Genomic DNA, 21,711 nt, shown 5'->3' with positions numbered 1-21,711 from the left:
CCTCATTTGAGTTTCATGATGATGCAGGTTGTGGACCCCGTAGCATAGAGCTTGCCATCGGCCGTTCCGCGGATTTCGCCTGTGGCAACCCCGGTGGAGCGTCCGGAATGATCGACCGAGCCGGTGCAGTCGATTTCCATCCCCAGCGGGATCGCGCGGGTGATGTTGATCTTGTATTCCAGCGTTGTGTAGACTGAACCGGCGGGTACTTTGGTCATAACAGCGCAGGCCATCGCACTGTCCAGAAGCGTTCCATACCACCCTCCGTGAATCGTCCCCATCGGGTTGGTGACATTGAATTCCGGAGTGCCGCGAAAGGTAACTTTGCCATCCGAGACGGCATGCAGCGCATAGCCCATCGTGCTTGCAATCGGTGGCCCGGGCAGGGTGCCATTCAGAATGCCCTTCATGAAATCATAGCCAGACATGGACAACAATTCATCCTGGCTCAGCAGGTCAGATGGCGAGGTGGCAATGGGCATAAGGCTCTCCGGCAGGGGGTATCGCCGCGAGCGTATATTAGCTAGACTGATCGGTCTAGTGTGGGATTGATTGCAAGGGTGGAGTACCTGCCTTTCGAGTCCCGCCTGCAGTTTTTCAATGCAAGATAAGGGTGGATCAGGCCACGTTGCGGATGTTGGCCGCCGGCACAAGACTGAGAGCACGGCAGACCTGCAACGTAAGGTCCGGCCGGTTGAGTGTGTAAAAATGGAGCGCGTCGACGCCTTCGCAGATCAGTGTGTCGCACAGGTCAGCGCAATGGGTCATCGCGAACAAATCGGCGCGGTCGTCGCGCCTTGCCCGCTCGAAGGACGTCGCGATGTCGGCAGGGACGGGCGTGCCGCAGCGCTGCGCAAAGGATTTTGCGCTCGCCCAGTTGCTGATCGGCAGGATGCCTGCCGTGATCGGTGCTGTGATACCGGCATCTGCGCAGGCATCGCGAAAGCGCAGGAACGTGTCCGCCTCGAAAAAGAACTGTGTAATGGCTTCGTGCGCGCCTGCGTCGATCTTGGCCTTCAGCCAGTCGATGTTTTGCGCCATGGATGCCGCATCCGGGTGGCTGTCAGGGTAGGCGCCCACGCGAATCGTAAACCCACCGAGTTTGGAAAGTGCCTCGATTAACGCGACGCTGTTTTCGAAGCCGTCTTCGTGTGGAGCGAACGTGCCGCCATTGGCCGCGTCACCGCGCAATGCAACAATATCGCTGATGCCAGATGCTTTGTAGCGTTCGGCTACGCGCAGAACGTCGGCGCGGCTTTGGTCTGTGCAGGTCAGATGAGCCGCCACCCGCAGGCCTGATGTCTTGCGCAACGTTTGCGCTGCTTCCTGTGTCAGTTCGCGTGTTGAACCACCTGCGCCATAGGTCACAGACACAAAACGGGGATCGAGGGCGGTCAAGGATTTGACAGTCTCCCAAAGATGGAAAGATGCGTTAAGCGACTTGGGCGGAAAGGTCTCGAAGGACAGGGCGGTCATTGGATGGGCTCCTAAGCGGGTTGCATCCAGTATGACCAGCGCAGTATGTTGAAGCAAATTCATAACTCTCATCATTAACATGAGTCCTGTATGCATATCGAGTTCCGGCACCTTCGCACGATCAAGGCCATTCACGAGGCCGGTGGACTGGCGCGTGCGGCGGATCGGCTCCATATCACCCAGTCCGCCCTGAGCCATCAGGTAAAGGGGCTCGAGGATCAGGCTGGTGTCGAATTGTTCGTGCGCCGGTCCAAGCCGCTCAAGCTGTCGGCCGCTGGCATGCGGTTGTTGCGGCTGGCAGAACAGGTGTTGCCGCAGGTCGAAGCACTGCAAGCTGAGTTCACCTCGTTGCGGGACGGCTCCTCCGGGCGTTTGCACATCGCGATTGAGTGCCACGCATGTTTCGAATGGTTGTTTCCCGTGCTTGAGCAGTTTCGCCGCACTTGGCCGGATGTGGACGTGGATATCCGCCCTGGTCTGGCATTTGATGCGCTTCCTGCGTTGATGAAGGAAGAAGTGGATCTCGTTGTGTCCTCCGATCCGGAAGATTTACCCGGGGTGGAATTTGTAGAACTCTTTGATTATGCGCCAGTTTTTGTGGCGGCCTCGACCCATCCTCTTGCTAAAAAGGCGTTCATAGACGCTGAGGATTTCCGCGAGCAGACGCTGATCACTTATCCGGTCGAACGCACCCGTCTGGATGTGTTCAGTCAGTTGCTGATCCCGGCCAAGGTAGAACCAGCTGCGGTGCGCCAAGCCGAGTTGACGGCCGTCATCCTGTTGCTCGTCGCTTCAAACCGCGGTGTGTCCGTGCTGCCCGATTGGGTGGTGCGCGAGGTGAAGTACTCCAGCGACTACATCACCCGGCCTTTGACCAAGTCAGGTTTGACCCGACGCCTCTATGCGGCCGTTCGGTCCGAGGAGCGTGACAAGCCTTACATGCAAAAACTGATCGAATTGGCCCGGATCGAGGCGCGGAAGCTCCAAAACGTGTGACGTCAGACGAGCTTGACGATCAGCTTACCGAGGTTTTTCCCTTCCAAAAGTCCAATGAACGCGTCTGGTGCGTTTTCCAGCCCTTCGGTGATATCTTCGATGTACTTGATCTGGCCATTCAGCACCTTTGGCGCAACGTCCTGAATGAACTCGGGCAGGCGGTGGAAAAAGTCTGAGATAATAAAGCCTTGCACGCTGAGATGGTTCACGAGGATACCACGCCAGAGAGCGGGCACAGTCATTGTCGCCTCTGCTCCCGCGCCAAGACCGCCCGCGTTGTACCATGATATCATTCCGCAGACCGGCACGCGGCCATATGCGTTCATCAAGGGCATCACGGCCTCCAGCACTTTGCCCCCTACATTTTCAAAGTAGATGTCAACGCCGTTGAGGCAGGCGTCGCTGAGCGCTGCGCGCAAGGATTTAGCATCCGGATAGGCGCGGTGGTCAAGGCAGGCGTCAAAGCCAAAGGTGTCTGTGGCAAGTGCGCATTTATCTGCGCCGCCTGCGATGCCAACGGCACGCAGGCCCAGCGATTTGGCAAGTTGCCCGACCATAGACCCGACAGGTCCGGTGGCGGCGGCTACGACCAGTGTCTCGCCTGCCTTGGGCCGTCCGTATTCCATTAAGCCGTGCCAGCCGGTAAAACCGGGCATGCCCAAAACCCCAAGCGTCGCAGTCAGTGGCGCCACGTTCGGGTCCAGCTTGCGCAATGCCTTAGCAGGTTGCACGGCGTGGCTTGCCCAGCCAAACATGCCAAGGGCGAAGTCGCCGGCGCTCCAGCCTTCAGCGTTGCTGGCGATCACCTCGCCAACGCCACCTGCGCCCATTGTTTCACCGATCTGAGTGGCCGCGGTGTAAGATTTGCCCGCATCCATGCGACCGCGCATGTAAGGGTCGAGTGACATGTAATGGACGCGCACAACGACTTCGCCGGGCCCCGGATCAGGAATGGGGGCTTTTTCGAAAGCAAAATTGTCGGGTGTCGGCGCACCAGTCGGGCGGCTGGCCAGCGTGATGTACTGCATCTGGTCCGTCATCTTTGTCTCATTCCTTGTGATTGAAGGCGTGAACCCGAACGTGCAGGGTCGCGTGCCCCTTGGCAAGGTAGCACATGCGGCGTATAGCGCAGCCTTTGATCCCATCATCACGTTTCGGAGCACCCCAATGGCCGCCAGCGCAAACCTGAACATCATGATCAAAGCCGCGCGCAAAGCGGGTCGGTCACTGGCCAAGGACTTTCGCGAGGTCGAGAACCTGCAAGTGTCGATGAAGGGGGCCGGAGATTTCGTCTCCAAGGCCGATCTGGCTGCCGAGGCCATCATCAAAGAAGAATTGCGTACGGCTCGACCCACCTATGGCTGGTTGGCCGAAGAAGGCGGTGAAGAGCCGGGCGAAGACCCCACCCGCCGCTGGATCGTGGATCCGCTGGATGGTACCACGAACTTTTTGCACGGGCTGCCGCATTGGGCTGTGTCTGTTGCGCTTGAACACAAAGGACAGGTTGTGGCTGGGGTCGTGTATGATCCGGCCAAGGACGAACTGTTCTTTGCTGAAAAAGGGCAGGGCGCCTTCATGAACGACACCCGTTTGCGGGTGTCCGGACGTTCCAAGATGATCGAGGGGCTGTTTTCGACCGGCTTGCCGTTTGGTGGCCGCTCTGATCTCCCGGAAACCCTGCAGGAACTGGCCCGCCTGATGCCCGTTTGCTCAGGTGTTCGCCGGTTCGGTGCCGCTGCGCTCGACTTGGCCTATGTGGCCGCAGGCCGTTATGATGGGTATTGGGAACGTCGTCTGAATGCTTGGGATATTGCCGCAGGTCTGCTGATCGTGAAAGAAGCGGGCGCGTTTGCCGAGCCGTTGACACCCGGCAACGACATTCTGGAAGATGGCGAGATCATTTGCGCCAACGAGCCGATGTTTCCACAACTCGCAAAGATCATACGCGCCTAAGGCTTGCGATCTGACGGGTGATTGATCCCGTCTGTCCACGGGATCGGTTCGTGTTCGGAGGGGTTTACTCCGTCGAGCGTCCCCATGTTGACCCCGATGTGGTCAGGGTTGGCCCGCTGGTTGTGGTACATGTAAATGCCGCAGATTTTGCAAAAGTGATGCCGCGCCGTTTGCGTACCCCATTGATATAACGTCAGCGTGTCCGTGCCTTGCACAACGCGAACATCGCCCTTCCGGGCGACGACAGCCGGTGCTGCACGACGGCGGCAGAACGAGCAGGTGCAGCGTCCGGCGGTCTCCAGCCCGTCGAGCAACGTCACTTCAAGCACGACGGCGCCGCAATGACAGGACGCTTTCATCGGCGCACCTTTGGGATGCGGGAGGATGCGTAAACCGCCTCAGGATGGGGCGGATGCCCATGGGTACGCCGCCAGAACCCGACCCCGCCGCGTCTGAGCCACAGGGGCAGGGTCAGCACCAGCCCGGCCACAAATCCACCTGCATGTGCCCAGTAAGCGACCCCGCCCGCCGACACGTCAGTGCCGATGCCGCCCACGAATTGCATTCCGAACCACACCGCCAGCATGATCCATGCGGGGATCGGAAAGATGCGGATGAAGATGATAAGGATCAGCAATATGTCCACGCGCGCCTTGGGAAAGAGCAACAGGTAGCTGCCCATAACCCCTGCGATGGCTCCTGAGGCGCCAACGGTTGGAATGTCCGATCCGGGGGCGGAGATCACCTGTATCAAACCCGCCGCGATCCCTGCAACGAGATAGAAGATGAGGAAGGGGATATGTCCCATCTCATCTTCGATGTTGTCCCCGAAAATCCACAAAAACAGCATGTTACCAATCAAGTGCATCCACCCGCCATGCAGGAACATGGAACTGATAAGTGTGCCAAACCCGTCACCTGCACTGATCCGCGCAGGGATCGCCGCATACACAAAGAAGAACCCATTTAGCGCGCTTGGGTCGTTAAACAGGGCCACATAGCTGAGAAAAATGCCAATGTTGGCGGCCATCAGCATGTACGTCACATAAGGAATGCGCCCCGACGGGTTATGATCACGGATTGGAAACATCCGCACACAGTTGGTCGGGGCGTGCAGCGCGTCAAGGGCAGAGACGGAAACCGTGTGGGTTTCCGTACCCTTTTTCGATCAGCTTGCAGCACCCAAAAGGGCGGTGTTGCCACCTGAGGCTGTCACATCAACGCATACGTGCCGTTCAAAAGTGGCGTGCGCACGATCAGGCATCCCGGTGATCAGCGGGATGATCGGACCGCGACGTGCTGCAAGGTCGCGTTCGAGTGTCTGTGCCGTCGCCGCGTCTCCCCACCAAATCACGCCACCATAAGCCGGGCCTGATGTCAGCGCGCCATCTGGAATGGCACCGCTGGCTTGAACGGCGACGCCGCCCAGGGACGCGACGACCTCTGCTTGCGCGGCCACAGTTTCGGCGCCAGGCCCGGCACACAGAATCGCGGCGCGGCTTGCGTGGCTCAGTACGTTTGACTCGCCAGTCGGGCCGGGCAGAGGAGTACTGTTAAGAGGCTCTTTGGGCCGACTTGGACATGTGGGCAACGGAGCCTCAGCGTCCCATGATCCTGCCACAAGCGCGGGGTGCGCGCCGCGAAACCGCGACAGATAGTCAGGGCCACCCGCTTTTGGACCCGTCCCTGAAAGCCCAACGCCGCCAAAGGGTTGGCTGCCCACGATGGCACCGATCTGGTTGCGGTTCACGTAGACATTGCCCGCCACAATCCGATCCGAAACATGCTGCACACGGTCGTCAATCCGGCTGTGCAATCCAAAGGTCAGTCCGTAGCCGCTGGCATTGATGTCGTCGATCACTGCATTCAGTTCGCTTGCCCCAAAGGTTGCCAGATGCAGGACAGGGCCAAAGACTTCGCGCTCCAGATCCGCGATCCCGTTTACCTTCAGCAAGGCAGGGGCAACATATGTGCCGGACTCTGGCGTCTTGAGGCGGTGCAGCACACGTCCCTCTTGCGTGGCGGTTGCGATATAGGCCTCAATCCCTGCGCGCGCCACCTCATCAATGACTGGTCCAATATCTGTTGCAAGGGTCCATGGGTTGCCCACGTTCAGTGCCTCCATTGCGCCTATCAGCATTTCGCTGAAGGCAGGCGCAATGTCGGCCTGAACATAGAGACAGCGCAGGGCCGAACAGCGTTGCCCGGCCGATTGGAACGCGCTTTCGATCACGCTGCGTACTGCCTGTTCGGGCAAGGCCGTGCTGTCCACGATCATGGCGTTCAACCCACCTGTTTCAGCAATCAATGGTGTGCCAGGCGCCGCGTGTTCAGCGAGGCTCGCCCTGATGCGCAAAGCTGTTTCGGTTGACCCGGTAAAGGCGACACCGCTCGCACCACCATGTGCCGTGAGGGCCCCACCCAGCTCTCGATCTCCCGGCAGCAGTTGCAAGGCTGAGACCGGCACGCCCGCCTCATGCATCAGTGAAACGCCAAGGTGCGCGATCAGTGGGGTTTGCTCAGCGGGTTTGGCCAGAACAGCGTTCCCTGCGGCAAGAGCCGCAGCGATCTGGCCCGTGAAGATCGCCAGTGGGAAATTCCACGGCGAAATACAAACGAACGTGCCAGCTGGGGCCTGACCGTTCGCTTGGGCCGCGTAATAGCGCAAGAAATCCACCGCTTCGCGCAATTCAGCGACGGCATCCATCAGTGTTTTGCCTGCCTCGCGTGCCAACAGGGCAAAGACCTCGCCAAACCGCGCCTCGAAAAGGTCAGCGGCAGCGTTCAGGATGCGTGTGCGCTCCGATGCCGTCACCGACCATGGTGTTGAATCCTGAAAAGCGTGGTCCACCATGTCTGTGGTTGCAACCGTGACGCTGCCGACGGTGTCATCCGAGTCGGCCGGGTTTGCGACAGCCCGCGAAGTGCCGCGCGCTGATAGGACTGTGAGTGGCATAGCCTTCCAACGATGCGTTTCATGTCCATCTCGGGCCGCATTGATCTGTGCCAGTGTTTCTACATTCGTGATGTCAAAACCGCGCGAGTTGGGCCGTTCCGGCAAGAACAGGGCTGGCCCGTCTGGTATCGTCACAACGCTGTCGCTTAGCGCGTCAAAGGGATCGGCGGCCACCACCTCGGGCGGAACACTGTCGTCGACGATCTGGTTCACAAAGCTGGAGTTGGCCCCATTTTCCAAAAGCCTGCGCACGAGATAAGCAAGCAGGTCGCGATGCGCGCCAACTGGTGCGTAAATACGGCAGCGCGTGCCAAGCCCGCGCAACACGATGTTATGCAGAGCCTCGCCCATCCCATGGAGGCGTTGAAATTCATAAGGATGGTCGCCAGCCATATGCAGGATTGCCGCAACAGTGTGGGCGTTATGGGTCGCAAATTGTGGGTAAATGCGGTCGGTCATGCCCAGCAACCTGCGCGCATTCGCGATGTAGGAGACGTCCGTCGCAGCCTTGCGCGTGAAGACGGGAAACCCTTCGACCCCTTCGACTTGAGCCCGCTTAATCTCGGTATCCCAATAGGCGCCTTTGACCAGCCGCACCATGATCCGGCGGTCATGCCGTTGTGCCATGTGATAGAGCGTATCGATCACCGTGCCTGCACGTGGTCCATAGGCTTGAACAACGACCCCGAACCCGTCCCAGCCCGCCAAGGCATCGTCCCCGAGCACCGCGTCGATCACTTCGAGGCTGAGCGACAGGCGGTCTGCTTCCTCGGCATCCACATTCAGGCCCATGCCAGCGGATTTCGCCAGCAGCGCAAGGGAACGCAAACGTGGGACCAGATCGCGTAGAACGGCTTCTTCCTGTGCGCGTTCATAGCGCGGATGCAGGGCGGACAGTTTCACCGAAATCCCAGGGTTTTCGCGGATGTCATCGCGAATACACGCCCGCGCAATAGCCGAAATCGCGCGCGAGTAAGACAAGTGATAACGCCGCGCATCTGCTTCGGTCAGCGCGGCCTCACCCAGCATATCGTAGGAATAGGTGAACCCTTTTGCCTCCATTCCAGCGGCGCGGTCCATGGCGGCATCGATGTCCTCGCCCAACACAAACTGACGGCCCATCTCCTTCATCGCGCGAGAGACGGCGGCGCGGATCACGGGTTCCCCCATGCGTTTGATCGCGCCACGCAAATGGCCGATTGGACCGGGTTGGTCATTATCCAGTACACGCCCAGTCAGCATCAATGCCCATGTCGAGGCGTTGACCAGCGATGACGTCGAATGGCCCAGGTGTTTGCCCCAATTGCTGGGCGCGATCTTGTCTTCGATCAATGCATCGATTGTGTCAGCATCCGGGACGCGCAACAGGGCTTCGGCCAGACACATGAGCGCGATCCCTTCGTCTGTGGACAGGCCATATTCTGCCAGAAATACCTCCATCAATCCCGGTGCCGCCTGCGTTCTTATGGCCGTCACCAACTGTGCTGCATCGTTGCAAATTGCCTCTCGGTCGTCGGGCGACAGGCTGGCAATCTCGATCAATTCTCTCAGCACAGGTTCTGGCGCGCTGTACATGCCAGAGTCGATGGTGCGTACCATATCCAATTGCGCGTCACGTGCCATGTATTTGTCCTTTCCCATTTTGATCAGTATATCGGTGTTTGAGCGGTCTATTTTATCTAATTTTAAGGAAGGAGCGGAGCAAATGCGTGGAAATTCGGGATCAAAGCAAGAAAAGAGACTGTCTGGGCTCGACTCCTTTGACCAATCGATTCTTGCCGCGCTGGCTGAGGATGGCCGGATGAGCATCACCGACCTTGCCGCGCGCATTGGTCTGTCTAAATCCCCGACGCAAGCCCGGTTGCGACGGCTGGAAAAGTCCGGGATCATTATGGGCTATCGTGCTTTGCTCGATCCTATTTCGCTGGGTCTGGATCACGTCGCATTTGTCGAAGTGCGTTTGACAGACACACGCGAAACCGCCTTGCGTGCGTTCAATGAAGCCGTGCAAAACGTACCCGAGATTGAGCAAGCCCACATGATTGCGGGCAACTTTGATTACTTGCTCAAGGTGCGCACCCGAGACATGGCTCAATACCGTGCATTTTTGGGGGATGTGGTGTCTGCTTTGCCCCATGTCGCGGCGACTTCGACTTTTGTCGCGATGGAAGCGGTCAAGGAAGTGATGTTGCCCGGAATTGATTGATCCAGGCATTGTAGAGTTGACCCATGCGATAAGTGCACCATCATATCGGTGATGAAACCGCTCTTGATCCTTGCCTTTCTGTCGGCACCTGCATGGGCTGATACTTGCCCGCCATCGCCGGATAACACGGCTGCCTTGTCCGCGCTGATCGAAAAGATACGCGCGGCCCCGGACGAACGGGCGGCACAGCCCATATCGGGACAGATGTGGGAGCTTTGGTTGATGGCGCCGGATGCAGCAGCACAAGAAGCGCTCGATCAGGGCATGCGGCAACGAAGCAGTTATGATTTTGCCGGCTCGGTGGCGTCATTTGACCGGTTGGTCACGTACTGCCCCGAATACGCCGAGGGGTATAATCAACGCGCGTTTTCATACTTTTTAACGGAGGATTTTGCAGCGGCTTTGATCGATCTGGATGCCGCACTCCAGCTTTCGCCTGATCACGTGGGCGCCCAATCCGGGCGCGCGCTCACCTTGATGAACCTGGGCCGCACGGAAGAAGCCCGCGCGCAGATGCTAGAGGCGCTTGAAAACAACCCATGGCTGTCCGAACGCGCCTTGTTGGCCAAAGGTGCCCCTTTGGGTCCAGTTGGCGAAGATATCTGACACGGGCTTGAGGTGCACGGCGTGATTGCCTAACAAGGCGATGTGCGGGCGTGATGGAATGGTAGACATACCAGACTTAAAATCTGGAGGGCGTATGCCCGTGTGGGTTCGAGTCCCACCGCCCGCACCACTTGAACTTCATTATGTTAATATAAATAGAGGGTTTCAGATAAAACTGCACCCAACTTTGATCCCCATTTGCGGTTCTATACTCTATCTACATGTAGTAATGCACAGATGGATGGGGCTACATTTTGTGCAAGTTTGCGTCATCGGGTCAACGGAAACCCCGACAGGAACGGCTGTTTAAGATACCCTTTTGAGCAGACCCGTTTGAGATGTTCGCGCAAGGACAGTTTATCCATTTCCCCCACTGAATTGCGCGCCGGTCTTTGGCGCGAGGATGATCGCTATTCCTTGGCGCAGGAGTTCGAGAAACAGATTGTTTCTAGATGTCTAGTCGATGAAAACGATAGTCGAAGTTACGCTATCTTTAGTGGGGGTCTCGATTTCCCTGAGGGTAACGGAGTTTTTTGGTTTGGTGAGTGAACCGAATACCGCCCCCACACGACGAGCTACGCATGCGGGTTACTTGCCCAATCGGGTCTGTATGTGGAGGCACCCAGTAATCAATCTAGCTGGTCATGATTACTGGGGTACCGGAGCTACAGCTCCCACTTACAACACGAAAATCATGCGTGACTGCTTCAGTTGCGTCAAACGAGCTTAGGGATAGGTCCACTATCCTTTTGGATAGGTTGGTCGGCCCCAAGCCATCACTGAGTGCAGGCAAAAAAAAACGGCTACGTGACAAGGCCGAGGCGAAACGGGCGGGTTTGCTGAGCGTCAGAGTGTAGGTGCGCGGTGAGGCGCTCCTCCTCCTCGGTTTCGATGCGCAGCAGTCCGTCGCGCATTTGGCAGTCGATGAACAGGGTGATCCTGACATTGATACGGGTTGGGAAGAGTTTTGATGTTTCGGGAGCAAAACTGTCTTAGTCGGGTTCGGTGTGGGAGCCGATGGGAACCCCTTGTGAGGCTTGAAACACAGAAGCCTACTTTCAGAGGCCTGCGCCGACCGTTGCCGACAAACCACTGAATTAAGGTTGCGGCGGTCATCTCGCGAAAGCGGGAGACCGCTTCTTTCCTGATCAGTAGCCCTAAACTGGCATTGGAACCCAATCCCGTCACGAATTTCTGACCCGTATCCCTTGACTAGGTACGCAGGCCTGAAAACTGTTCTTGCCAGCCTTCGCGTTGTTCATCAGTAACTTTGCCGAAGAGGTTATCCGGAACCGAGAACTGATGACCGGGCGGCAGCTGACACAACGCGCTTTTGGCGGCTGTAGGCCAGTCATGCGTGTCGATCCCCAATGCCGATTGCAAAGTCGCCACAGCATCAGGAATGAAGGGTGAAGACAGCGCGGCATACAGGTTGATCAAGTTCAACCCCACTCGGATCTGCATTGCGGCTTTTGCCTCATCTTCCTTGATCGTCGCCCACGGTGCCGCGACTTGCAGGTATTCATTGCCTGCAACCCAGATTGCACGAAGCTCTTGCGCTGATTTGCGCACTTCCATGGCGTCCATGAGTCCACAATACCGGGCGATGCGTGCGTCGAGATCAGTGATCAAATCAGCTTCCTGAGGGCCGAATTCTGCACCATCGGGCACCATTTCTCCGAATTTTGATCGGCAGAACTTGGTAACGCGGCTGACAAAATTACCCAACACATCGGCGAGGTCTTTGTTCACACCTTGCTGAAAAAGTTCCCATGTAAATTCGGAATCTGACGTCTCCGGGCAGTTGGAGAGAAGCCACCAACGCCAGTAGTCACTGGGCAGAATATCCAGCGCCTGATCCATGAACACACCGCGTCCCTGGCTGGTCGAAAACTGACCGCCGTCGTAGTTCAGATAGTTGAACGACTTGAGGTGATCGACCATTTTCCACGGCTCTCCCGAGCCAAGAATAGTCGCCGGAAAGCTAAGCGTGTGAAACGGGACGTTGTCCTTGCCCATGAACTGGGTATAGCGCACATCCACGGCACCCTTGTCCGTGCGCCACCAGCGTTCCCAATCTGCGCCATCGTTGGCATCCGCCCACTCGCTCGCGCAGGCAATGTACTCGATTGGTGCGTCGAACCAGACGTAGAAGACTTTGCCTTCCATCCCCGGCCAATCTTTGTCGCCGCGCCGCACCGGGATGCCCCAGTCCAGATCGCGTGTGATCCCGCGGTCTTGCAATCCGTCCCCGTCATGCAACCATTTTTTGGCAATTGAGGTCGTTAGAACTGGCCAGTCTGATTTGCTGTCGATCCAGGCATCCAGATCATCCTTTAAAGCGGACTGGCGCAGGTAGAGATGCTTGGTCTCGCGAACCTCCAGATCGGTTGAGCCAGAAATAGCCGAACGTGGATCAATCAAATCGGTCGGATCGAGCTGTTTGGTGCAGTTTTCGCACTGATCCCCGCGCGCTTTGTCGTACCCGCAATTTGGGCATGTCCCCTCGATGTAGCGATCCGGCAAATAGCGCCCGTCTGCATTGGAATAGACCTGCTTTTCAGAAACTTCCTTGATCAGCCCCGCATCTGCCAGCCGCCCGGCAAAATGTTGGGTCAGGGCGTGGTTCTGAGGAGAGGAGGAGCGGCCAAAATGGTCAAAGGACAGCCGGAAGCCATCGGCAATTTTGGCCTGAACAGCGTGCATTTCTGCGCAGTATTCAGCCACCGGCTTGCCCGCTTTGGCCGCGGCCAGTTCTGCAGGCGTGCCATGTTCGTCCGTTGCACAAAGGAACAGGACTTCGTTCCCGCGTGCGCGCTGGTAGCGAGCATACAGGTCTGCTGGCAGCTGGCTGCCAATCAGGTTGCCGAGGTGTTTGATCCCGTTGATGTAAGGGATCGCAGAGGTGATCAGGTGACGCTGCATAAACGGGGCCTTTGCATGAGTGCGCCCCGTCTAGCAGTGCGGCGGGGCAGGGAAAAGACCCTGAAACTGCCCTAGTCCTGTTCGCGACTGCGCCCCAGTAAGCGTCCGATCACAAAGGATGTGCGCGGTGCATATACATAGCGTGTCCGCTCGGTTGGCGTATTGCGAGCGCGCATCCGGGCCAGTCCCAGAACGATCAACAGCCCGTGTCCAACCGAAATCATCGCAAAGAGCGCTGAGGGACCATAGGCGTCAATCAGAGCAGATGCCGTGAACGGTGCTGCGATGGCCCCGACAGCGAAGTAGAACATGAGTGCTGCAGATAGTTCTACGCGTTCGGAGCTTTCGGCAAAGTCATGGGCGTGGGCGGCGGCCACTGAATAAATCGGGAATGTTGTCAGGCCGAACAATGAGGCGGTCACCATGATCCCGAATGTTCCAAATTCAGAGCCCAAAACCGTGATCCCGCAACTGAGCATCGCTGCGACTGACAGCCATATCAGAACCCAACGCCGGTCAAACTTGTCCGCTAACCAGCCGACTGGGTATTGCGCGAGCGCCCCGCCCAATACGAAGGCCGCCAGAAACCAGGCGATCTGTGCCGTGCTCAAACCCACCTCTTGCCCATAGATGGGCCCAACCATTCGAAAAGACGCGCTGGAAAGGGCGGCAACGATTACTCCAAAGACCGCTAGGGGCGAGCGTTCAAAGGCAAGCCGGGGTCTGAGGCGTGGTGAGGTTGGCGTTTCCGGTTGCTTTGCTTTCGTTAGAGTGAGTGGCAGCAGTGCGGCACAACATACGATTGCGAGGATGTTGTAGCTGACATAGCTGGCTGGCTCGAGCACGCTGATCACAAGCTGTGCGGTCAGCGAAGCCCCCATGTCCACCACGCGATAGACCCCCATGGCCCTCCCACGTGTCTCGTTGGTGACCTTTGCCTGCAGCCAAGCCTCGATAACGGTGTAACACCCCGCCACGCACATGCCCGAGGCGATCCGCATGACAGCCCAAGCCGTCGGATCGAGAATTAGCATATGTGCAATGAGCGCAATGGCGCCCGATGCCGTGAAGGCGGCAAAGGCGCGAGCGTGACCAACGCTTCCCATCAGGCGCGGAGCCCACCAACACCCTATGAAAAAGCCAAAGAAGTGTGCTGAACCAAGAATCCCGATCTCTTGCGTGCTGAACCCGAGGGCAAATCCGGACAGTGCATCGAGTGGCCCGAGCGAACCAGAACTGAGTTGCAACAGAATGACAGACAGAAACAGGGCCGCGAAAGAGATGAGCATACGCATAAGGCAGCACCTAGCCTGATTGGCCCGTCATCCCTTGCCCATTTCCGACAAAATGGGGCGGTTTACCCTGTTGCCTCGATATTTGCGTCGATTTCGATGGCGACGGTGTCATCAACCAGGTCAGCGTACCCAACTGCGCCAAAATCCGCTCGATTTATGCTGCCGTTCAGGATGACCCGCAAAGCGCTTAGGTCATTAGCGGCGCTGCCGGGGGCTCGAAACAGTTGGGCATCAAACCGAACCGGTTTGGTCACGCCACGCAGGGTCAGCATGCCTTCAATCGTTGCCCCTTCCGAGATGCGCCCACGTACGCCAAGGGTGACTTTGGTCGACTGGAACTGGGCGAGTGGAAAGTCGTCTGCCGCGAGAACACTGCGGGATTTCAAGGCTTCGGTGGCAAAGATGAGACCGGTCTTTGCGCGCCGCACGTCTGCTGTGACGTCGGCGGTCGAGGCCTCGAGGTTGTTGGGGTCAATCTGCAGGTCGGCGCGGTCGATGGGTACCGTGCCTTTTAGGGGCGTGCCTTCCAGTGTGAATGTGTAGGTGATTGTCGAGGCTGCGCCGTTTAGGCGGTAGGGCGTGGGCGCGGCCCAAGTGGGGGCGGCGATGGCGGCAAGCCCAAGGGCGAGGATGTGTCGGCGGTGCATGGGTCGTCTCCTTTGGAGGGGTTGATGCAGGGCTAACACCTCAGCGTTGCATTCTATACATCCCTCACGCGGCTTTTATTGCATTTGTGATGCGCGGGAGGGGTGCGCCTTTTGCTCTGGCGACATGCCAGGCGGCTTCGGGTGCGGTGCGTGCCCGCAACCGCCTGAGCGTCCAGGCCCCCGCCGACGTCTTGTGATCCGGGGCCAGATGCCAGCGGCTTTCCACCCCTTGCGCGCCGCCCATGCCCGGCGTCAACAGCAGGCCCAAGGGCGCGCGCCCACGCATCTTGCCCCCGGTTTCTGCCGCCAGATGCATCCGCCGCACCGCTGTCAGGCCCGGCAGGCCGGGCAGGTCGGCCACAGCAAGAGCCACCGCACCTGTGCGCAGCACTTCCTCCATACTCCACAGCACATCCTCGGCCCGTTTAGGATGTACAAATGTGAGGCGGGCAGGGTCGATAAACGGCATCATCCCGCAAGGGTTCAGCCGGTCTGCGCCCCAATCCGGCGCAATCCAGATCACCGGCCCCGTGGCCTGTGCCGCAAGCCAAAGCGCAAGACGATGGCGCGCCGGCCCGCACCCCTCATGCACGCGCCCCAGTGCCAGCCCATGACCCAGCCCGTGCTGTTCACCCTGCGGCAGAAGGGTCATGCAGGGCGCATCGCGCACAGGGCCGCGCTGCAAAAGGGGATGGGAGACTGGCATACTTCCATTATACATGTTCTTTATTTGTTCTCAACGTGCATTTGCCTTTCATACCGCTGAAAATTCGCTTGCCCGTAACGGTGTGCCGGTTAGGGTCACCCCAACCAACGACGTGAAAGGACAGGGCATGGATCGACGTAAACTCGGACGGACCAATATTGAGGTTTCTGCGCTGTGCCTTGGGACGATGACCTGGGGAACCCAGAACACCGTGGACGAGGCGCACGCACAGATCGAACGTGCGCTTGAGGCGGACATCAACTTTCTCGATACGGCCGAAATGTATCCAGTCAACCCGATCAGCGCCGAAACCATCGGACGGACCGAGCATATCATTGGCCTTTGGTTCGAACGCGGCGGTGCCCGCAATGACTGGATCGTCGCGACCAAGCATTCCGGCGAAGGGATGCGCCACGTGCGGGACGGCGCGCCGATCTCGTCCAAAACGATTCGGGAAACGGTGGAGGGATCGCTGCGTCGGTTGCAGACCGACTATATCGACCTTTACCAGTTTCACTGGCCCAATCGCGGCAGCTACATGTTCCGCAAGAATTGGGATTATGACCCGACTGGCCCCGACCCCGTCGCGGTACGTCAGGACATGGAAGACTGCCTTGGCGCGCTTCAGGCTGAGGTGGACCGTGGTACGATCCGCGCCTTTGGCTTGTCCAACGAAAGTGCGTGGGGCACATGCCAGTGGCTTGCCGCGTCAGAGCGGACAGGCGGGCCACGTGTGGCATCGATGCAGAACGAGTATTCCCTGCTCTGCCGCCTCTATGACACCGACATGGCCGAGATGAGTGTGCATGAAGATGTTGGTTTGCTTGCGTTTTCTCCGCTCGCGACGGGCCTTTTGACTGGCAAATATCAAGGGGTTGCGGTGCCGGACGGCTCCCGTATGTCGCTGAATAGCGATATGGGTGGGCGCAAGACGGACCGGGTCTTTGCAGCTGTTGACGCCTATCTGGATATCGCAGCGCGCCATGGGCTTGATCCGTCCCAAATGGCCTTGGCATGGTGTATGACGCGTCCCTTCATGTGCTCGGTCATTTTCGGCGCAACGGACATGGACCAGCTTGAGGTTGCCCTTGGAGCCGCCGATGTGACTTTGAGCGATGAGGTGTTGGCTGAAATCACGGCTGCCCAACGCGCCCATCCGATGCCGTATTAAGCGTTTTCTCCGCTCGTTTGGGCGGAGCATTTTCGGCGAGATGAAGTCTTTGAGGTGAGACGGCCCTTGAAGGGGCTTGGCGATCCTTGAAACATCGTTTTTTCTCTGTCGAAAGACGCTTTTGAGGTGGCGTATCCTCGTGTGATCGCGAAAGTGTTCAAAACACGAGAAAGGATGCCACCCATGCCCCTAGCTATGAACCGTGAGGTGTTTATTACCTGTGCCGTAACCGGCTCTGGCGGTACGCAGGATCGCAGTCCCCATGTCCCGCGGAGCCCGGCGCATATCGCCGACAGCGCCATTGCGGCGGCCAAAGCGGGGGCAGCGGTTGTCCACTGCCACGTGCGTGATCCAGAGACGGGAAAGCCGAGCCGAGACTTGGGTTATTACCGAGAAGTCACTGAACGCATTCGGGAATCCGAAGTCGACATGGTTCTTAACCTGACGGCTGGTATGGGGGGGGATATGGTATTCGGCCCTACGGAAAAACCGATGCCGCCGGTCGAGGGCACAGACATGATTGGTGCTGCCGAGCGGGTGCAGCACGTGGCTGAATGCCTGCCCGAGATTTGCACCCTTGACTGCGGAACAATGAATTTCGCTGAGGCTGATTATGTGATGACCAACACGCCGGGCATGCTGACGGCAATGGGGTCCATGATGACAGCTCTCGGGGTCAAGCCCGAGATTGAGGCCTTTGATACGGGTCATTTGTGGTATGCAAAACAATTGGTTAGTGACGGTGTGTTGGACTCTCCGGCGCTGGTGCAATTGTGCATGGGTGTGCCGTGGGGCGCGCCCGATGACCTCAATACCTTTATGGCGATGGTTAACAATGTGCCTGACGATTGGACATTCTCGGCCTTTGGTTTGGGGCGCAATCAGATGGCCTATGTTGCGGCTGCAGTGCTCGCGGGTGGCAACGTCCGCGTCGGGTTGGAAGACAACCTTTGGCTGGGCAAAGGCGAATTGGCACAGAACTGGCAACTTGTTGAACGTGCGGGCACCATCATCGAAAACATGGGGGCGCGGGTAATTGGCCCGCAAGAAGTGCGCGAAAAGCTTGGGTTGGTGAAACGGGCGCCCAAGGGGTGAGGAAGGCGATGCACGGGGCGTACACAACCTGTGCACAGACTGTGCACCGATTTGGTGCATATGCCATCCTGTCGCTAACACTGGTTGCGTGCAGCGATGCGGCGCTTTTTGGATCTGACCCATCGCTGTTGCGCAATCCCACCGTGCCGATCGGTGCAATCTCTCGCTTTGACCCGGCCCTTTTTGACGGGCGCTGGGAGGTGGTCGACACGGCTGGTGGCGCGTGGGATTTGCGCAGCTTTGAGGTCGCCCGTGCCAGCACCGAATGGCGCGATACGTCTGCCGGGGCCATCACACAACTCGCACCGGGTATTTTCAAGATCGACTATGCAAACGGTGCCTCGCGTACCCTCTGGATCGTTTGGATTGACCCCGATCATCAGACAGCAGCCATCGGCGATCCGGACGGGCAGTTCGGCTTTGTCGCGACGCGTCCCGGACGTGCGCGCGCCGATCAAGTTGCGGCGGCCCGTCAGGTGCTGGATTTCAACGGATATAGAACGAAAGACTGGAAAGGGATGCCATGACAACGGCAGCAATCATCGGCGGCGGTGTGATCGGGGGCGGTTGGGCTGCCCGGTTCTTGCTTAATGGGTGGAATGTGCGGGTGTTTGATCCGGACCCGGAGGCAGATGCGAAACTTGCCCCTGTCTTGGCGCAGGCGCGCCGGGCGTTGCCAAGTCTCACGGATGTGGCCCTACCGCCAGAGGGGGTTTTGACATTTCACAATGACATGGCAGAGGCTGTATCCGGCGTTGACTGGATTCAGGAGAGCGTGCCCGAGCGTCTTGAGATCAAACATGCCGTTTTGGCTTCAGTGCAGGCCCATTGCCCCCCGGATGCGATCATCGGATCGTCCACAAGTGGTTTCAAACCCTCCGAGTTGCAGCGGGGCGCGGCTCGCCCGGGTCAGATCATGGTGTGCCATCCGTTCAACCCGGTTTACCTGATGCCGCTGATCGAGGTTGTACCGTCGCCCCAGACTGACCTCGCCCTTGTCGAAAAGGCCGAAGGGATTTTGCGCACTCTGGGCCACTTTCCGTTGCGGGTGCGCAAGGAAATCGACGCACATATCGCCGACCGTTTCCTAGAGGCCGTTTGGCGTGAGGCTCTTTGGCTGGTCAAAGATGGTGTTGCCACGACCGAAGAGATCGATGAGGCGATCCGCATGGGCTTTGGCATTCGCTGGGCGCAGATGGGGCTGTTTGACACCTATCGCACTGCAGGCGGTGAGGCGGGGATGCGTCATTTCATGGCGCAGTTTGGCCCGGCATTGAAATGGCCCTGGACCAAGCTGATGGACGTACCGGAGTTCACAGATGAACTGGTTGATTTGATCGCAGGTCAATCCGATGCACAGTCCGGCCACATGAGTATTTCCCAAATGCTGGCTGCGCGTGACGACAATCTGGTTGGCATGATGCGCGCACTCAAGGCCAACAACTGGGGCGCGGGTGCAGTGATGAACGCTCATGAGGCTGCATTGCGTGAAGGCACGGTACTGGGTGCGCATGCGGACGATCTCGAAGACGTGTCGGCCCCAATCCTGACGGTGCGCCGCGCGGTGCCACTCGATTGGACGGACTACAATGGCCACATGAACGAGGCCCGCTATCTGCAGGCCTTTGGCGATGCAACGGACCGGTTCATGGCCCTGATTGGATGTGATGCAGAATACATCGCGACCGGGGGCAGCTACTTTACCGCCGAGACGCATATTCGCCATGTGGACGAGGCGTTGGCGGGTGCCACCATCGAAGTGCGCACGCAAGTGTTGGTGGGAGCGGGCAAGAAGCTGCACCTGTTTCACGAGATGTTTGAGGGCGATCGGTTGCTGGCCACGGGCGAGCATTTCCTGCTGCATGTGAGCCTTGAGACCCGCCGTCCGTCTGAGCCGTCGCCTGCCATTGTCACCGCCCTTGACCGCATTGCAGCGGCCCACGCCGACCTCCCGATGCCGGAAGGCGCGGGGCGCGCTGTTGGGCAACGTCCATGAGCCGGGTGCTGATCACTGCCGGTGCTTCGGGCATCGGTTTGGCCATGGCGCGTGCCTTTGCCGATCGTGGAGATGAGGTTTGGGTGACGGATGTAAACGCCGTGGCGCTTGAGGCTTTGCCAGAGGGCATCACTGGGCGTCACTGCGATGCGGTCGATGAGGCCCGGTTGGTCGAGGTTATGGGCGAAGTGGGCGCGTTGGACGTTCTATGTGCAAATGCTGGCATCGCGGGGCCAACGGCCAAGGTCGAGGATGTGGACCTTGCGGATTGGCGCGGGTGCGTTTCCGTCAACCTTGAGGGTGCGTTTCTGGCAGCCAAGCACTCGCTGGGCCCCATGAAGGCGGCGGGGCAAGGGGCAGTTGTCTTTACCTCATCCACTGCCGGGCAATTCGGCTATCCCAACCGCGCACCGTACAGTGCGGCCAAGTGGGCCATCATTGGCTTGATGAAGACGGTTGCCATGGAAGCAGGCCCGTTTGGTGTGCGAGCAAATGCGATTTGTCCTGGCGCTGTTGAGGGGCCGCGCATGGAAGGGGTGCTGGCCCGCGAGGCTGCCGCCAAAGGAATGACCCGTGATCAAGTCTATGACGGTTATGCTGCCGGGACGTCCATGCGTTCCTTTGTTGAGGCTGAGGACATTGCGCAGATGGCTGTGTTCTTGGCCTCGGATGCGGCGCGTATGGTATCCGGGCAGATCATCGCTGTGGATGGGCATACGGAGAACCCTGATCCTAAGGTGTGATGGTGTCGGTGGATGCTCTGTTTGCCTTTGGCAAATGTGCCCACCCTCCGACCCCGGAGTGAAGTCACTGTATCAAGCTGCGTAAACCGTCCAGATGGTTTGGGATATTGCGTGCGCTTACCCGCGCTTCGCGCACCAGTTCGTCAAAATGTAGAGACAGTGTTTCGATCCGTTCGCGGTCGCGAAAGGCCATGTAGTGTCCGCCAGTGTAGAGCACGGCGAGCAGCGGACCAAAGACGGTGATCGGGGCGGAATAGAGGCGGCGGGCATCGAACAGGTAGACCCGCAGTCGCGGGTACAGTTGCCGGGTCAGGTCGGTAAGGTGATTGAGTTGTGCCTCGCGCGTTTGGGCGGGTAGCCCTTCGTAGTATCCGGTGCCGGCGGCAAAGCTTTGTACCTCGTAGAGCGGCATGGCGATTTCGTAGTCAGATTGCGCAGCACGCATCCAGTTCAGCCGGTCACGGGAGGCGTTGATGGCCTGCGCGGTGGTCCTTCCGAGATGCGGTGAGTATTCCCATTCCAGCATGTCCTGCGACTTCAGCATGTCGGGCAGGCCAGCAGGCACATGGCGGATTTTGTAACCCGCCGCTTCCTGGTGCCAGCCAAAGATGCGTTCATCTACCAGTGCGCGGGGGGCTTGGGTCAGGGTGAGGGCCGCTGCGGTCAGGGCCGCTGCACTTTCGGGCCGATCCGAAAGCCCGAGCAGCCAGTCAGTCGAGACGCCGAGTGCTTGGGCGCACGCCCCGACAACTTGCGCCCCGGGCAAGCGGGCACCTCCGGCTGCCAGCGCCTGAGACACGGTGGAGCGGTCGGCGCCGATTTGCCGGGCCAGTGCGCTTTGACTGATCCCTGTGCTTTGCATGGCGCGGGCAAGCCTGCGCCGGAACCGGTCCGCACGGTCGCGTTTGTCGATAATAGTACTCATATGGTGATATAAATC

At 58.7% G+C, this 21,711-nt stretch carries 20 protein-coding genes and 1 tRNA gene; 10 read left to right on the top strand and 11 right to left on the bottom strand.

Annotation, left to right across the window (positions count from 1 at the left end; genetic code table 11):
• Positions 1-2: 2 nt before the first annotated feature.
• Together ABJD00_RS21050 and metF are read right to left on the bottom strand one after the other, a co-directional pair.
• On the bottom strand, positions 3-482 hold the full coding sequence (locus ABJD00_RS21050; RefSeq protein WP_413830852.1) for a PaaI family thioesterase: 480 nt from the start codon (positions 480-482) through the stop codon (positions 3-5).
• Positions 483-618: 136 nt separating this feature from the next.
• Positions 619-1,476, bottom strand: a complete 858-nt coding sequence (metF, locus tag ABJD00_RS21045; protein ID WP_413830850.1) for a methylenetetrahydrofolate reductase [NAD(P)H] — start codon at positions 1,474-1,476, stop codon at positions 619-621.
• A 90-nt stretch (positions 1,477-1,566) separates the two neighbouring features.
• Here metF and ABJD00_RS21040 point away from each other — a divergent pair, with 90 nt between their 5' ends.
• On the top strand, positions 1,567-2,472 hold the full coding sequence (locus tag ABJD00_RS21040) for a LysR family transcriptional regulator (protein ID WP_413830848.1): 906 nt from the start codon (positions 1,567-1,569) through the stop codon (positions 2,470-2,472).
• Positions 2,473-2,474: 2 nt separating this feature from the next.
• Here ABJD00_RS21040 and ABJD00_RS21035 read toward each other — a convergent pair whose 3' ends face one another.
• Positions 2,475-3,512, bottom strand: coding sequence for an NADP-dependent oxidoreductase (locus ABJD00_RS21035; protein ID WP_413830846.1), 1,038 nt, complete (start codon positions 3,510-3,512; stop codon positions 2,475-2,477).
• Between the two features lie 127 nt (positions 3,513-3,639).
• Here ABJD00_RS21035 and ABJD00_RS21030 point away from each other — a divergent pair, with 127 nt between their 5' ends.
• Positions 3,640-4,425 (top strand): inositol monophosphatase family protein, encoded by a 786-nt coding sequence (locus ABJD00_RS21030; protein ID WP_413830923.1) that lies wholly within the window; start codon positions 3,640-3,642, stop codon positions 4,423-4,425.
• On the opposite strand, the gene ABJD00_RS21025 is transcribed toward ABJD00_RS21030, so the two are convergent.
• The 3 genes from ABJD00_RS21025 to putA all read right to left on the bottom strand — a co-directional run bounded on the left by ABJD00_RS21025 (position 4,422) and on the right by putA (position 9,004).
• Entirely contained in the window at positions 4,422-4,784 is a 363-nt protein-coding gene (locus ABJD00_RS21025) for a GFA family protein (protein ID WP_413830844.1), read from the bottom strand. The two genes, ABJD00_RS21030 and ABJD00_RS21025, sit on opposite strands and share 4 nt — an antisense overlap.
• A complete protein-coding gene (locus ABJD00_RS21020; protein ID WP_413830842.1) occupies positions 4,781-5,515 on the bottom strand; it encodes a rhomboid family intramembrane serine protease in 735 nt (244 codons plus the stop codon). The genes ABJD00_RS21025 and ABJD00_RS21020 overlap by 4 nt, the downstream gene beginning before the upstream one ends.
• 78 nt (positions 5,516-5,593) lie before the next feature.
• Complete coding sequence (gene putA, locus ABJD00_RS21015) at positions 5,594-9,004, bottom strand: bifunctional proline dehydrogenase/L-glutamate gamma-semialdehyde dehydrogenase PutA (protein ID WP_413830840.1); 3,411 nt, start codon at positions 9,002-9,004, stop codon at positions 5,594-5,596.
• An 82-nt stretch (positions 9,005-9,086) separates the two neighbouring features.
• Here putA and ABJD00_RS21010 point away from each other — a divergent pair, with 82 nt between their 5' ends.
• From ABJD00_RS21010 to ABJD00_RS21000, 3 genes are all read left to right on the top strand, one after another.
• Positions 9,087-9,587, top strand: a complete 501-nt coding sequence (locus tag ABJD00_RS21010; RefSeq protein WP_413830838.1) for an Lrp/AsnC family transcriptional regulator — start codon at positions 9,087-9,089, stop codon at positions 9,585-9,587.
• 51 nt (positions 9,588-9,638) lie between these two features.
• Positions 9,639-10,193 (top strand): tetratricopeptide repeat protein, encoded by a 555-nt coding sequence (locus ABJD00_RS21005; protein WP_413830836.1) that lies wholly within the window; start codon positions 9,639-9,641, stop codon positions 10,191-10,193.
• Positions 10,194-10,237: 44 nt separating this feature from the next.
• Positions 10,238-10,323 (top strand) — tRNA-Leu (locus tag ABJD00_RS21000).
• Positions 10,324-11,405: 1,082 nt separating this feature from the next.
• Here ABJD00_RS21000 and metG read toward each other — a convergent pair.
• From metG to ABJD00_RS20980, 4 genes are all read right to left on the bottom strand, one after another.
• On the bottom strand, positions 11,406-13,118 hold the full coding sequence (gene metG, locus ABJD00_RS20995) for a methionine--tRNA ligase (RefSeq protein ID WP_413830834.1): 1,713 nt from the start codon (positions 13,116-13,118) through the stop codon (positions 11,406-11,408).
• Positions 13,119-13,189: 71 nt separating this feature from the next.
• A complete protein-coding gene (locus ABJD00_RS20990; RefSeq protein WP_413830832.1) occupies positions 13,190-14,413 on the bottom strand; it encodes an MFS transporter in 1,224 nt (407 codons plus the stop codon).
• Between the two features lie 62 nt (positions 14,414-14,475).
• The gene (locus ABJD00_RS20985) at positions 14,476-15,060 is read right to left on the bottom strand and encodes a YceI family protein (RefSeq protein ID WP_413830830.1); all 585 of its coding nucleotides are present in this window, start codon (positions 15,058-15,060) and stop codon (positions 14,476-14,478) included.
• Between the two features lie 64 nt (positions 15,061-15,124).
• Positions 15,125-15,712, bottom strand: a complete 588-nt coding sequence (locus ABJD00_RS20980; protein WP_413830828.1) for an ImuA family protein — start codon at positions 15,710-15,712, stop codon at positions 15,125-15,127.
• 181 nt (positions 15,713-15,893) lie between these two features.
• Here ABJD00_RS20980 and ABJD00_RS20975 point away from each other — a divergent pair, with 181 nt between their 5' ends.
• The 5 genes from ABJD00_RS20975 (at position 15,894) to ABJD00_RS20955 (ending at position 20,771) form a co-directional block, all read left to right on the top strand.
• On the top strand, positions 15,894-16,937 hold the full coding sequence (locus ABJD00_RS20975) for an aldo/keto reductase (RefSeq protein ID WP_413830826.1): 1,044 nt from the start codon (positions 15,894-15,896) through the stop codon (positions 16,935-16,937).
• A 183-nt stretch (positions 16,938-17,120) separates the two neighbouring features.
• Positions 17,121-18,032 (top strand): 3-keto-5-aminohexanoate cleavage protein, encoded by a 912-nt coding sequence (locus ABJD00_RS20970; protein WP_413830824.1) that lies wholly within the window; start codon positions 17,121-17,123, stop codon positions 18,030-18,032.
• 8 nt (positions 18,033-18,040) lie between these two features.
• Positions 18,041-18,559 (top strand): hypothetical protein, encoded by a 519-nt coding sequence (locus tag ABJD00_RS20965; RefSeq protein WP_413830822.1) that lies wholly within the window; start codon positions 18,041-18,043, stop codon positions 18,557-18,559.
• Entirely contained in the window at positions 18,556-20,028 is a 1,473-nt protein-coding gene (locus ABJD00_RS20960) for a carnitine 3-dehydrogenase (RefSeq protein ID WP_413830820.1), read from the top strand. Before ABJD00_RS20965 ends, ABJD00_RS20960 begins: the two co-directional genes overlap by 4 nt.
• Positions 20,025-20,771, top strand: a complete 747-nt coding sequence (locus tag ABJD00_RS20955; protein ID WP_413830818.1) for an SDR family oxidoreductase — start codon at positions 20,025-20,027, stop codon at positions 20,769-20,771. Before ABJD00_RS20960 ends, ABJD00_RS20955 begins: the two co-directional genes overlap by 4 nt.
• A gap of 64 nt (positions 20,772-20,835) precedes the next feature.
• Here ABJD00_RS20955 and ABJD00_RS20950 read toward each other — a convergent pair whose 3' ends face one another.
• Positions 20,836-21,696 carry a helix-turn-helix domain-containing protein gene (locus ABJD00_RS20950; RefSeq protein WP_413830816.1) on the bottom strand — a complete coding sequence of 287 codons (861 nt, stop codon included), beginning with the start codon at positions 21,694-21,696 and terminating at the stop codon, positions 20,836-20,838.
• Between the last annotated feature and the right edge of the window lie 15 nt (positions 21,697-21,711).

Origin of the sequence: Tateyamaria sp. (assembly GCF_039945315.1) — a bacterium.
Classification (GTDB): domain Bacteria; phylum Pseudomonadota; class Alphaproteobacteria; order Rhodobacterales; family Rhodobacteraceae; genus Tateyamaria.
This window is presented reverse-complemented; position numbering and strand designations above follow the sequence as displayed.